Below are 13,008 nucleotides of genomic sequence, written 5' to 3' on the forward strand. Positions count from 1 at the left end.
AGATAGAAGAAGGAACTCATGGAAGCGGTGACCGGCATATTTGGTTTTTTGACGGGCTATATCGTCCCCTTCGTCATCGTGCTGTCGCTGCTCGTCTTCGTGCATGAGATGGGCCACTATCTCGTCGGACGCTGGAGCGGTATCCGTATCCTTGCCTTCTCCGTCGGCTTCGGCCCGGAGATTGCCGGTTTCACCGATCGCCACGGAACGCGCTGGAAGATCTCGGCGATCCCGCTCGGCGGCTATGTACGCTTTTTCGGTGATGAGGATGCCTCCAGCAAGCCGGATACGGACAGGCTTGCCGCTATGACGGACGAAGAGCGCGAGCGTTCTTTCGCCGGTGCAAAGCTGTGGAAGCGTGCTGCAACGGTCGCCGCCGGTCCGATTGCCAATTTCATCCTGGCCATTGCCATCTTTACGGTCCTTTTTTCGATCTATGGCCGGACGGTGTCCGATCCAGTCGTCGCTGAAGTAAAGCCGGATAGTGCTGCCGCGGCAGCCGGCGTACTGCCCGGCGACCTGCTCTTCTCCATCGACGGCACTAAGGTCCAGACCTTCGACGACGTGCGCCGTTATGTCAGCATCCGTCCGAACCAGAGCATCGTCGTGACCGTCGAGCGTAACGGCGAAAAGATTGACCTGCCGATGGTGCCGCAGCGCACCGATATCACCGACCAGTTCGGCAACAAGATCGAGATCGGCCTGATTGGAATCGTCACGAACGAAGAAGTCGGCCACTTCCGCCTGCAGACCTTCACGCCGCTGGAAGCGCTGCATGAAGGCGTGATCCAGACCTGGCATATCGTGACTGGCACCTTCAAATATATCGGCAACCTGCTCAATGGATCGATGAAAGCTGACCAATTGGGTGGTCCGATCCGCGTGGCGCAAGCTTCGGGCCAGATGGCTACGCTTGGAATAGGTGCGTTGCTGCAGCTTGCTGCGGTTTTGTCGGTTTCGATTGGATTGCTGAATTTGATGCCGGTCCCGGTACTTGATGGCGGCCACCTGATGTTCTATGCGGTGGAAGCGGTTAGGGGAAGGCCGCTCGGTTCTTCGGCTCAGGAAATTGCGTTTCGCATTGGCCTGGCCATGGTTCTTACATTAATGGTTTTTGCCACCTGGAATGACATTAGCGCGCTCATCGGCTAGCACGTAAAAGATAGGGAAAATTACTGTTTATTTACGATGTTTCAAAGCTGTAGTGGCGAATGGGTCACGCTTCGAAATGAAGTAAACAGAAATTAACGAGCTCCCTTGCTTGTATGTCAAAAGCGGGTAAAACGACACACGTGGCCGGAATCGGGGGGCTTCCCTGGGGCCGGAGACGAGGGAAAAAAGGTAATGGGTGAAATGAAGGCTGGTTCAAGGTTTTTGAACGCAGTATCGGCGATTGCGCTGTCTGCTGGTGTTGTTGCTTCTGGCGCAGGTGCTTTGACTTTCGTTTCGGCTACGGCTGCGGAGGCTGCTGTCGTTCAGCGGATAGATGTCCACGGTGCAAGCCGCGTCGGTGCTGAGGCCGTCCGGTCGAACCTCACCATTACTCCCGGCAAGAGTTTCTCCAACACCGATATCGACGACTCGGTGAAGCAGCTTTACGGCACCGGCTACTTCTCCGACGTCAAGATCTCGGTTTCGGGCGGCACCCTCGTCGTCAACGTTCAGGAAGCACAGCTCGTCAACCAGGTGGTCTTCAACGGCAACCGCAAGGTCAAGGACGACAAGCTGGCAGCTGTCGTCAAGACGCATGCCGCTGGTCCCTATAGCGATGCACAGATTCAGTCCGATATCGCCGCGATCAAGGAAGCCTATGCTGCTACCGGACGCAGCGAAGTCGAAGTGACGACGCAGGTCGTTCCGCTCGGCGAAGGCCGCGTCAATCTTGCTTTCGTTATCAATGAAGGCGACCGCACGAAGATCGACGCCATCAATTTCGTTGGTAACCAGGCCTACAGCGCCGGCCGTCTCGCTGCCGTCATTCAGACCAAGCGTTCGAATTTCCTCTCGTTCCTGACCCGCAAGGACGTCTACAACGAAGACAAGCTGCACGCCGACGAAGATGCGCTGCGCCAGTTCTACTACAACCGCGGTTATGCCGACATGCGCATCGTTTCTTCCGATGCTGCTTTCGACGAATCGACGAACAAGTACACGCTAACCTTCAATATCGAGGAAGGCCCGCGCTACGACTTCGGTGCGGTTACCGTCCAGTCGACCGTTGAAGGCGTCGATGCCCAGCAGCTGCAGGGGCTGGTCAGAACCCGCGAAGGTCAGGTCTACAACGCCAAGGAAGTTCAGAAGTCCATCGAAGCGATTTCTGATCAGGTTGCTTCGGCCGGTTATCCCTTCGCTCGCGTTACCCCACGCGGCAACCGCGACCTGAACAATAATACGATCGGCGTCGAATACCTCGTCGATCAGGGCGAGCGCGCCTATGTCGAGCGTATCGAAATCCGTGGCAACAGCCGCACGCGCGATTACGTTATCCGCCGCGAGTTCGATCTCAGCGAAGGCGACGCCTTCAATCAGCAGATGATCACCCGCGCGAAGCGCCGTCTCGAAGCGCTCGGCTACTTCTCCTCGGTCAATATTTCGACCCAGCCGGGCAGTTCGCCTGACCGCGTCGTCATCGTTGTCGACGTGCAGGATCAGTCGACGGGTTCGTTCGGTATCGGTGCCGGTTACGCGGCCGGCGGCGACGGCCTGCTGCTCGAAGCCTCGATCGAAGAAAAGAACTTCCTCGGCCGCGGTCAGTACATCCGCGTTTCGGCCGGTGGCGGTCAGGAAGGCTCGCGCGCTTACGGCATCAACTTCACCGAGCCCTACTTCCTCGGTTATCGCCTTGCCGCTGGTTTCGACGTCAATCACAGCGAGACGTCGAGCAACGACAACTACGATTACGAAGAAACCAGCGGTGTTCTGCGCGTAACGGCCCCGATCACCGAAGATCTGGCGACGACGTTCCGCTATAACTACAAGCAGATGAAGTACGATTCCAGCGGAAGCAGTCTGGACGATTTGTCCGCGACCTATCAAAATCTGGTCAACGACAGCCCGTGGACGCGGTCTTCCATATCGCAGACGCTGACCTACAATACGCTGGATGACACCGTCCTGCCGCGTGAAGGTATCTACGCTACTGCGACACAGGAAATCGCTGGCCTCGGCGGCGACTCGCAGTATTATAAGATCTACGGTAAGGCTCGTTACTACCATCTGCTTGCTGACGACGCCGATATCATCGGTTCGCTCTCGGCTTCGGCTGGTTATGTTGTCGGCTTCGGCGATCACCTGAACGTCTTCGACCAGTTCACATTGACCAATTCCGATATTCGCGGCTTCGAAAACAAGGGTATCGGCCCGCGCATCACCAACCCGGACGATCCGCTCGGTGGTACCACCTACTTCACCGCTTCTGCCGAAGCAACGTTCCCGATGCCGGGCTTCCCGCGCGACTTCAACCTGCGCGGCGCAGTCTTCGCAGACGCCGGCACGCTGTTCGGCAATGATGTCGAACTCCTTGGTTCGGATACTGCACAGGGTACGGACGCGCAGTTGCGTGCTTCGGTCGGTCTCGGCCTGATCTGGCAGTCGCCTTTCGGCGCGCTCCGCGTCGACTATGCGATCCCGGTCGTAAAGGAAGACTTCGACAAGACCCAGCGCTTCAAGTTTGGCATTAACAACCAATTCTGATATCGGCAGTCCGGAACTGTAAATTTCAATTCCGTTCTGGAGTTTTGCCGATGGAGCAAAATACTTTTTTTCCGCCCCATGAAGGCGTGCGGCTCTTTGAGTTGGCGCAATTTCTTGGGGCGGAACTTGGCAATTCCGCTCATGGCGATGTCATCATCCGTTCTGTCTCGCCGATAGCGAGAGCGCAGGCGGGGGATATCTGTTATATCCTCTCTCGCCGTAACCGCGACGAGCTTCTGAGTTGCGAGGCTTCGGCCGTGATTTGTGATAAGGCCTTGGCTGAGCTGGTGCCGCCGCATATCCCTGTGGTGATTTCCTCCAATCCACATGCTGCCTTCGCGATGGCTGGCGGGTTTCTCTATCCTGCAGCTCTCAAGCCAGTGACGTTTTCGTCCGGCGAGACGGAGATTGCGCCGAGCGCCATCGTCGATCCGACCGCCAGGCTTGAGAAGGGCGTGATTGTCGAGCCGATGGCAATCATCGGCCCCGGCGCGGAGATCGGCGAGGGCACGCGCATCGGAGCTCAGTCGATCATCGGTCCCCACGTCAAGATCGGCCGCAACGGTTCGATCGGAACGGGCGTGAGCATTCTCTGCGCGCTCATCGGCAACGGCGTCATCATCCATAACGGCGTCCGTATGGGCCAGGATGGATTCGGTTATGCGCCGGGTCCACGTGGCATGATCAAGATCGTGCAGATCGGTCGCGTCATCATCCAGGACAATGTCGAGATCGGCGCCAATACGACGATCGATCGCGGCGCCATGGACGATACCGTCATCGGCGAAGGAACCAAGATCGACAATCAGGTCCAGGTCGGTCACAACGTCCGCATCGGGCGCCATTGCGCCATCGTTTCGCAGGTCGGTCTTGCCGGCAGTACGATCGTCGGTGACGGCGTGCAGATCGGTGGACAGGTCGGCCTCAAGGGGCATATCACCATAGGCGATGGCGTACAGATCGCCGCAAAGAGCGGTGTGATGACCGATCTTGCTGCGGGCGGCCGCTATGGCGGAATACCTGCACGTCCTCTAAATGACTATCTGAAAGACGTTGCCCAGCTCATGGCAAAATCCGGAGCGCGCGGAAAAAAGGGAGGCAAGAATGACTGAGGAAACTGCCGCCACGCTCTCTTCGGCGGATATCATGGAAATCATGAAGCTGCTGCCGCATCGCTATCCGTTTCTGATGGTCGACAAGATCGTCGATATCGATGGTGACAACGCCGCCGTGGGCATTAAGAATGTGACGGTCAACGAGCCGCATTTTACCGGCCACTTCCCTGATGCGCCGATTATGCCAGGCGTTCTGCTGGTCGAAGGCATGGCGCAGACTGCGGGCGCGATCTGCGCCAAGAAAGAGGGCCAGACCGGCAACCTCGTCTATTTCATGACGATCGACAATGCCCGCTTCCGCAAGCCGGTCGTGCCGGGCGATCGCGTTGAATTTCACGTGCAGAAAATAAAGCAACGCGGCAATATCTGGAAATTCCATTGCGACGCAAAGGTCGACGGCGCGCTCGTCGCCGAGGCCGATATCGGCGCGATGATCGTACGTAAGGACAACGCATGAGCATGATCGCCGCAAGCGCCAGAATTCATCCGATGGCCGTAGTCGAGGACGGTGCCACGGTCGGTGAAGGCGTGGTGGTCGGCCCGTTTTGTCATGTTGGCCCCAAGGTCACGCTTCAAGACAATGTCGAACTGATCAGTCACGTGGTTGTTCTCGGCCTGACGACCGTCGGCGCCGGTACGCGTATATTTCCTTCGGCCGTTATTGGTGGCGACTCGCAAAGCGCCCGTCACAGCGCTGTCGACACGTCGCTGATCATCGGTCGCAATTGCACGATTCGCGAAGGCGTTACGATGAACACCGGTACCGTCGAGCATGGCGGTTCGACTGTCATTGGTGACAACTGCCTTTTCCTTGCCTATTCGCATGTCGCCCATGATTGCCGGGTCGGCAACCATGTCATCATGTCGAACAATGTCATGCTGGCTGGCCATGTCTCTGTTGGCGATCACGCGATCATCAGCGGCGGCGCGGCAGTGCATCAGTTCACCCGAGTTGGTAAATATGCCTTTGTCGGTGGTCTCTCGGCCGTCAGCTACGATGTCATTCCCTACGGCATGCTGAACGGCAATCCCGGCATTCTGAGCGGTCTAAACGTCGTCGGCATGACGCGCGCCGGCATTGATCGTGCTGTCATTCATACGGTTCGCCGCGCCTATAAGGCGATCTTTGAGGGTGCCGGTTCGATCCGCGAGAATGCTGCCCAGCTTCGCGACGAATATGCCGATTGCGAGCAGGTGATCGAGATCCTCGATTTCATCGCCGCCGAGAGCGATCGCGCGCTGTCTTCGCCAAGCCGGGGGCAGAAGGGCTGATCTGTGGCTTCCGCTGGCGACACTGCTGAAGGCCGGCTGGCGATCATTGCCGGCGGCGGCCTTCTGCCGTCCTATGTCGCCGAGGCTGCGCGTTCGGCTGGCGAAAATCCTGTTATCGTCATTCTGAAGGATGAGGGCGACCGTCGCTGGGATGGTTTCGACCACGCCACGATCGGTATCGGTGATTTCGCTGCCCTGGATGGGCTCTTAAAAAAATATCGCATCGGCCGTGTCGTCATGTCGGGCAGCGTGCGTCGCCGGCCGGAGTGGCGTGAGGTGCGGCCGACGCTGCGCATCCTGACCAAGGTGCCCGCCGCCATTCGCACGCTGCTTTCTGGTGGCGACGATACTGTTCTGCAGATGGTGATCAAGCTGATAGAAGGGCGAGGCCTGCGCGTCGTTGGCGCCCATGAGATTGCACCGGACCTGCTTGCGACTGCAGGTCCGCTGGGCGTGGTTTCGCCCAATGAAGAGGATCGTCGTGATATAACGCGCGCAGGCAAGGCGGCGGAGGTGCTCGGCGGTCTGGATATCGGGCAGGGTGCGGTTTCGATCGGCGGACGCGTCGTTGCTGTCGAGGGCGTCGAGGGTACGGACGGCATGCTTGACCGTGTGGCGACCCTGAGAGCAGCGGGCCGTATTTCATCACGCCGGCGCGGCGTGCTGGTCAAGCTTTGCAAGCCACAGCAGGATATCCGCGCCGATTTGCCGGCGATTGGTGTGTCCACCGTGCTCAATGCCAAAGCTGCCGGACTTGCGGGAGTGGCTATCGAAGCCGGCCGATCGTTGGTGCTTGATCGCGACGCGCTCATCAAGGCGGCAGACGAGAACGGTCTTTTTGTCTGCGGTATAGACAAGGGCTTGCCGGGATGGGGGCTTGCATGAGTGACAGGCCGTTGAAAATTGCTGTCGTAGCCGGCGAAGTATCCGGCGATCTGCTTGGCGCCGATCTCGTTGCAGGGCTGCGGAAGATCCATTCCGGCCCCATCGAACTCGTCGGCGTCGGCGGTGAGGGGCTGCAGGCCGAAGGATTGAAATCTCTCTTTGATTTCTCCGAGCTCTCCGTCATGGGTATCACGCAGGTCCTGGCCAAGCTGCCGACGCTGTTTTCCCGCATTCGGCAAACGGCAGCGGCGATCATTGCGGCAAAGCCCGATATCCTGCTAATCATTGACAGCCCGGATTTCACCCACCGTGTCGCCAAGCGTGTGCGCACAGCGCTGCCTGATCTGCCTGTCGTCAATTATGTCTGTCCCAGTGTCTGGGCCTGGAAGGAATATCGTGCCCAGCGCATGCTCGCCTATGTCGACCATGTGCTGGCTGTACTTCCTTTCGAACCGGCGGTGATGCAGCGTCTCAACGGGCCGGCTACCACCTATGTGGGCCATCGTCTGGTTGCCGACGCGGCGCTTCTGGAGACCAGGCGTCTGCGCGCTGGCCGGCAACCCGGCGCCGGTGCGATCCTGCTTCTTCCCGGCTCGCGTTCCTCCGAGATCAAGAAGCTCCTGCCTTATTTCGAGGCCGCCGCCAATGATCTCGTCGCCCGCAATGGACCGATGCGCTTCATCCTGCCGACCGTGGCGCACAGGGAAGCGTTTGTGCGGGAAGTGACGGCGGGATGGGCGGTGAAGCCGGAAATCGTTGTGGGCGCCGAAGCGAAATGGAAGGCCTTCGCCGAAGCCGATGCCGCCATGGCGGCGTCCGGGACCGTAATCCTGGAACTGGCGCTCGCCAATGTCCCCGTCGTTTCCGCTTACAAGGTCGATTGGATCATGCGCATGCTGACATCAGGCATCAAGACCTGGACTGGCGCTCTGCCCAATCTGATCGCAGACTATGCGGTCGTACCGGAATATCTGAACGACATCGTTCGTGGTGCAAGCCTCGCACGCTGGATGGAAAGGTTGTCGGCCGACACCTATCAGCTCAAGGCGATGAAGGAAGGTTACGAGCTGATCTGGCAGCGTATGCAGACGGAAAGTCCCCCGGGGGAGCACGCGGCGAAGATATTGCTCGATGTTCTCGCCAACAAAAAACCCGGTCATTCCTGACCGGGTTTTCTTTTCTTGTCTCGAAGTCAGCGCTTAGCGCTTGGAAACCGGCACGTAATCGCGCTTCGGCTCGCCAATATAGAGCTGGCGCGGACGGCCGATGCGCTGTTCCGGATCTTCGATCATTTCGTTCCATTGTGCGATCCAGCCGACGGTACGGGCGAGAGCGAAGAGCACGGTGAACATCGTGGTGGGGAAGCCCAGAGCCTTCAGAGTGATGCCTGAATAGAAGTCGATGTTCGGATAGAGCTTCTTCTCGATGAAATAGGAGTCGGTCAGAGCGATACGCTCCAGTTCCATCGCGACTTCGAGAAGCGGATCGTCCTTGATGCCGAGTTCGCCGAGAACTTCATGCGTCGTCTTCTGCATGATCTTGGCACGCGGATCGTAGTTCTTGTAGACGCGATGACCGAAGCCCATCAGGCGGAACGGGTCGTTCTTGTCCTTGGCGCGGGCGATATATTCGGGAATACGGTCAACCGTGCCGATCTCCGTCAGCATGTTGAGGGCTGCTTCGTTGGCGCCACCGTGAGCGGGACCCCAGAGGCAGGCGATGCCGGCTGCGATGCAGGCGAACGGGTTCGCGCCGGAAGAACCGGCGAGGCGGACCGTCGAGGTCGAGGCGTTCTGCTCGTGATCGGCATGCAGAATGAAGATGCGGTCCATGGCGCGCGAAAGCACCGGGTTGACCACATATTCTTCGCAGGGAACGGCAAAGCACATGCGCAGGAAATTCGACGCGTAATCGAGGTCGTTCTTCGGGTAAACGAAGGGCTGGCCGATATGGTACTTGTAGGCCATGGCAGCGAGCGTCGGCATCTTGGCGATCATGCGCAGGCTGGCGACCATGCGCTGGTGCGGATCGGTGATGTCGGTGGAGTCGTGATAGAAGGCCGAAAGCGCGCCGACGCAGCCGCACATGACGGCCATCGGGTGGGCGTCGCGTCGGAAGCCGGTGAAGAAGCGGCTCATCTGCTCGTGCACCATCGTGTGGTGCGTGACGCGATAGTCGAAGTCTTTCTTCTGAGCGGCGGTCGGCAGTTCGCCGTAGAGCAGCAGGTAGCAGACTTCCAGGAAGTCGCCGTGCTCGGCAAGCTGCTCGATCGGGTAACCGCGATGCAGCAGAACACCTTCGTCGCCGTCGATATAAGTGATCTTCGATTCACAGGATGCGGTCGACGTAAACCCGGGATCGTAGGTGAAGGAGGCCGTATTTTTATAAAGTGCACCGATATCGATGACGTCAGGTCCGACCGTGCCTTTTCGGACGGCGAGGTCGACTGATTTGTCACCGATTTTGATTGTTGCGCTTTGATCCGTCATGCTGATCCTCCGGAGTGGCGGTGGCGCCGCAAAAGCGCCATAAGAGTTAAGCGTCCTAAGCGATAGCTATATGATCGCGAAGCTAATGCCAAGTTACCGTGATGCCATTTTGTGCATCGCGGCATCATCTTTTAGGCAGTGCAGCGATGAGCCCCATGCATATCAGAACACCATGATTTGACTGGATTTTTCGTTCGCGTGAATTTTCCTCGTATTTCAATCGATTATTGTTTGCGCGTTTTGAACACAGGTTGCATTCTGCCGATATCCGGGGGGCGGGTCCAAGCGATTATGACGGGGTTCGAGACAAGAGAACGGCAGGCGCAATCCGTTGATGCCAAGATGGATTTTGCCGATGTCGCACCGCGCGCCATTGTGACGCAACCGGTAAGGACGCAAGCTGCTGTTCCGCTGCAGCGGCGGCTGATTGGCATTGCGAAACAACACGCCGAATCGTCTATTCGCATGGCCGGGGAAGAGGCTGGCCACGGTCGCCTCATTCTCTTCTCGCCGGTCTTTCTCGGTGCGGGTGCCGCGACCTGGTTTCTGGCAGTTTCGGATTTTCCGGTCGTCTCGCTTGGTCTCTGCCTGTTTGTCCTCCTCCTTGCCGTTGCGCTCTGCGGATATGGCCGGACGCAATTGCGGGCGACGCTGCTTGCTCTGCTTCTCTTTGCCGGTGGAATGCTTTCGGCACAGGTCGAAACATGGCGGGCGCGGACCTTGATCCTGGATTCCGCCGTAACGACAACGGTGACCGGCCGCATCGAGCGTCGCGAAGGCGATGGAAGAGGGCGCTGGCGCTATATTCTTGCTGTTACCGGAACGGATGCTCCTGAGATCAAGCGTCCACCCAAGCGCATTTCCGTCCTGGTCCGGGGCGCCACGCAGCCCTTTGAGCTTGGTGACGTCATCGAGGGCAGGGCACGTCTCACGCCTCCGGCGGGACCGGCACTTCCCCACCTCAACGATTTTGCTTTCAGCGCCTATTTCGATGGCATTGGTGCCAACGGCTTTTTCTATGGTGCGCCGAAAAAGGCTGCGTCGCAGCCGCAGCAGGCGGGCTCGTTCGGTGAGGCGACCCTGGAATGGCTCTATCGGCTCAGGAGCGGCATCGGCGATCGAATCCGCTCCGTCCTGCCGGGTGATACCGGCGCCTTTGCTGCTTCACTTGTCACCGATGAGAGACGGGCGATCTCGGATGAAACGACCGAGGCGCTACGGCAATCCGGCCTTGCCCACATCATCGCGATCTCCGGTCTCAATATGGCGCTCTCCGCCGGCATCTTCTTTGTCGGCCTGCGGGTCATCCTCAGTCTTTTTCCCGCCATTGCCCAGGCATGGCCGACCAAGAAAATCGCGGCGGCCGGCGCGCTCGCTGCGGTGACGGCTTATTATCTGATCTCGGGTTTTGCCGTCTCCGCCGAACGCGCTTTCATCATGATGGCGATCATGCTGGTTGCCGTCTTCTTTGACCGGCCGTCGATCAGCCTTAGAAACGTGGCGCTGTCCGCGCTCCTAATCCTCGCAGTCTCGCCATCGGAGGTGCTGGGGCCGAGTTTCCAGATGTCCTTTGCCGCAACGCTTGCCCTGGTCGCCGGTTACGACCTCTGGAAAGTGCGTCCGATGCGGGAGAATGCCTTTGCCAAGCTGCCGATCCTCAAACCTGTCCTCATGATTGGCAGCTTCTTCGGCGGCATTTTCCTGACGTCGCTCATCGGCGGTTTCTCGACCGCGCTGTTTTCGATCGAGCATTTTCACCGGCTGACTGCCTACGGCCTGCCGGCAAATCTCGCGGCCATGCCTGTCATTTCCTTCATCGTCATGCCTGCCGGGATGCTGGCGATGCTGCTGATGCCTTTTGGCCTCGATGGCCCGATGTGGCAGGTCGCAGGCTTCGGGCTCGATCTGGTGATAAAAATCGCAAAGACGGTATCGAGCTGGGGCGGCAATATCGATGTGGGCCGTTTGCCCGGCTGGTACTTCCCGACAGCCGTCTTCGGGTTTCTGCTGCTAACCTTGCTCAGAACCAGACTGCGGCACGCCGGAACAGCAATCGTTGCGGTTTCCACGCTTGCCGTCGCGTTGCTTCCGGTCGAGGCGATGCCCGACATCACCATCGCCGAAGATGGCGGCCTGGTTGCTGTTGTCGATGGAGAGGCGATAGCTTCGAATCGCGAAAAGCCTCCTGCCTTCATCTTCGAACAATGGCAGCGGGCGCTTGCCATGGAAGAGCATCGAAAGCCGTTCATGCTCCAGGCTGTCAATGTCCCCGCTGCGCCTGAAGGCAAACGGCTGCAGCTGTCACGGGATCAGCAGGACGAAGCCAGAGCAGCAATGAGACATGCCGCAGCAAGCTCGCCATCGCGCTTCTCCTGCCAGAAGGGCGCCTGGTGCACTACCTTGCTCGGGAATGGAAAGAAACTGACGATCATCGACAATGCAGCCTATCTCGGGCCGGCCTGCGATACGGCCGATATCGTCGTTACCCCTGTCCGTTTGCCGTTTGACCATTGTCGCTCCGGCGCATTGCTCTTTACTGGCGAGACACTACGCAGAACAGGCTCCGTCGAACTTCGTTTTACCGATAAGGGAACTGAGATCACAACTGCATTCGACACGTTGCGACGGCCCTGGATGCGCCACCGTGCCTATGACTGGCGCAGCGACAGTTTCGCAGACGCCAGTACGTCACCGGTCAGTGATAGCGGCGAATGAGGCCGACGAGCTTGCCCTGGACCTTGACGCGATCCGGCGGGAAGATGCGCGTCTCATAAGCGGGGTTTGCTGCTTCGAGTGCAATCGATGCACCCTTGCGGCGAAAACGCTTGAGCGTCGCTTCCTCCTCGTCGACGAGTGCCACGACAATATCACCGGGATTGGCGGTGCTGCCGTTGCGGATGATGACCGTGTCGCCATCGAAGATGCCGGCTTCGATCATCGAGTCGCCACGAACCTCGAGCGCATAATGCTCACCCGAGCCCAGCATGTCGGCGGGAACATTGATGTCGTGCGTATTGTTCTGGATTGCCGAGATCGGCACGCCGGCGGCGATGCGCCCCATGACCGGCACAGAAATCGAATTGCCGTTGTCGGCAGCAGGTGCAGGCTTTGCCGGAGCGGGAGCCAACGGCTGAGGCTTTCCGAGGCTGCCCTCGATGACGCTCGGCGAAAAGCCGCGCCGAGGCTGCAGGCTTGGGCTGTAGGCTTCCGGCAACTTGATGACTTCGAGCGCGCGTGCCCGGTTCGGAAGCCGGCGAATGAAGCCGCGTTCCTCGAGCGCCGTGATCAGCCGGTGAATACCGGATTTCGAGGCCAGATCCAGCGCATCCTTCATCTCATCGAAAGACGGCGGAACGCCTGACTCCTTCATCCTTTCGTGAATGAAAAGAAGGAGTTCCTGTTGTTTGCGCGTGAGCATGGCGTCTAACCCCAGTCTTGAAACAAATCCAGAACGGACACTATATGTTCCATATGTGTTCCGCAAGTGGCTAAATTTTCGTAAAACTTCTGTTCATTCTGCTGAGAATTTTATTTTTATCTGCGGAAAGCCTGCC

General features: G+C 58.7%; 10 protein-coding genes. 8 read left to right on the forward strand and 2 right to left on the reverse strand.

Annotated elements, in window-relative coordinates; genetic code table 11:
* The first annotated feature begins 18 nt into the window (after window positions 1–18).
* From rseP to lpxB, 7 genes are all read left to right on the forward strand, one after another.
* Window positions 19–1,152, forward strand: a complete 1,134-nt coding sequence (gene rseP, locus ACK9YZ_RS07755) for an RIP metalloprotease RseP (protein WP_216757923.1) — start codon at window positions 19–21, stop codon at window positions 1,150–1,152.
* Between the two features lie 201 nt (window positions 1,153–1,353).
* A complete protein-coding gene (gene bamA / locus ACK9YZ_RS07760; protein ID WP_216758833.1) occupies window positions 1,354–3,693 on the forward strand; it encodes an outer membrane protein assembly factor BamA in 2,340 nt (779 codons plus the stop codon).
* Between the two features lie 50 nt (window positions 3,694–3,743).
* On the forward strand, window positions 3,744–4,805 hold the full coding sequence (gene lpxD, locus ACK9YZ_RS07765) for a UDP-3-O-(3-hydroxymyristoyl)glucosamine N-acyltransferase (RefSeq protein WP_416066180.1): 1,062 nt from the start codon (window positions 3,744–3,746) through the stop codon (window positions 4,803–4,805).
* Window positions 4,798–5,265, forward strand: a complete 468-nt coding sequence (fabZ, locus tag ACK9YZ_RS07770) for a 3-hydroxyacyl-ACP dehydratase FabZ (RefSeq protein ID WP_183729515.1) — start codon at window positions 4,798–4,800, stop codon at window positions 5,263–5,265. The genes lpxD and fabZ overlap by 8 nt, the downstream gene beginning before the upstream one ends.
* Window positions 5,262–6,080, forward strand: coding sequence for an acyl-ACP--UDP-N-acetylglucosamine O-acyltransferase (gene lpxA / locus ACK9YZ_RS07775; RefSeq protein WP_216757925.1), 819 nt, complete (start codon window positions 5,262–5,264; stop codon window positions 6,078–6,080). The genes fabZ and lpxA overlap by 4 nt, the downstream gene beginning before the upstream one ends.
* Window positions 6,081–6,083: 3 nt before the next feature.
* Window positions 6,084–6,965, forward strand: a complete 882-nt coding sequence (locus ACK9YZ_RS07780) for an LpxI family protein (RefSeq protein ID WP_416066181.1) — start codon at window positions 6,084–6,086, stop codon at window positions 6,963–6,965.
* Window positions 6,962–8,131 carry a lipid-A-disaccharide synthase gene (gene lpxB / locus ACK9YZ_RS07785; RefSeq protein ID WP_416066182.1) on the forward strand — a complete coding sequence of 390 codons (1,170 nt, stop codon included), beginning with the start codon at window positions 6,962–6,964 and terminating at the stop codon, window positions 8,129–8,131. Before ACK9YZ_RS07780 ends, lpxB begins: the two co-directional genes overlap by 4 nt.
* A 33-nt stretch (window positions 8,132–8,164) precedes the next feature.
* Here the strand turns inward: lpxB and gltA are convergent, their stop codons facing one another.
* Complete coding sequence (gene gltA / locus ACK9YZ_RS07790; RefSeq protein ID WP_183729503.1) at window positions 8,165–9,454, reverse strand: citrate synthase; 1,290 nt, start codon at window positions 9,452–9,454, stop codon at window positions 8,165–8,167.
* Window positions 9,455–9,745: 291 nt separating this feature from the next.
* On the opposite strand from gltA, the gene ACK9YZ_RS07795 reads away from it, so the two are divergent.
* Complete coding sequence (locus tag ACK9YZ_RS07795) at window positions 9,746–12,169, forward strand: ComEC/Rec2 family competence protein (RefSeq protein WP_416066183.1); 2,424 nt, start codon at window positions 9,746–9,748, stop codon at window positions 12,167–12,169.
* Here the strand turns inward: ACK9YZ_RS07795 and lexA are convergent.
* On the reverse strand, window positions 12,150–12,872 hold the full coding sequence (gene lexA / locus ACK9YZ_RS07800) for a transcriptional repressor LexA (protein WP_216757929.1): 723 nt from the start codon (window positions 12,870–12,872) through the stop codon (window positions 12,150–12,152). The genes ACK9YZ_RS07795 and lexA overlap by 20 nt on opposite strands.
* Window positions 12,873–13,008 lie beyond the last annotated feature (136 nt).

Source organism: Rhizobium sp. ZK1 (genome assembly GCF_047782645.1).
Lineage (GTDB): Bacteria > Pseudomonadota > Alphaproteobacteria > Rhizobiales > Rhizobiaceae > Rhizobium.

Bases quoted from the DNA above. Each gene is read 5' to 3' on its own strand.
- rseP (WP_216757923.1), top strand. From the start codon at position 19: ATGGAAGCGGTGACCGGCATATTTGGTTTTTTGACGGGCTATATCGTC.
- bamA (WP_216758833.1), top strand. From the start codon at position 1,354: ATGAAGGCTGGTTCAAGGTTTTTGAACGCAGTATCGGCGATTGCGCTG.
- lpxD (WP_416066180.1), top strand. From the start codon at position 3,744: ATGGAGCAAAATACTTTTTTTCCGCCCCATGAAGGCGTGCGGCTCTTT.
- fabZ (WP_183729515.1), top strand. From the start codon at position 4,798: ATGACTGAGGAAACTGCCGCCACGCTCTCTTCGGCGGATATCATGGAA.
- lpxA (WP_216757925.1), top strand. From the start codon at position 5,262: ATGAGCATGATCGCCGCAAGCGCCAGAATTCATCCGATGGCCGTAGTC.
- lpxB (WP_416066182.1), top strand. From the start codon at position 6,962: ATGAGTGACAGGCCGTTGAAAATTGCTGTCGTAGCCGGCGAAGTATCC.
- gltA (WP_183729503.1), bottom strand. From the start codon at position 9,454: ATGACGGATCAAAGCGCAACAATCAAAATCGGTGACAAATCAGTCGAC.
- ACK9YZ_RS07795 (WP_416066183.1), top strand. From the start codon at position 9,746: ATGACGGGGTTCGAGACAAGAGAACGGCAGGCGCAATCCGTTGATGCC.
- lexA (WP_216757929.1), bottom strand. From the start codon at position 12,872: ATGCTCACGCGCAAACAACAGGAACTCCTTCTTTTCATTCACGAAAGG.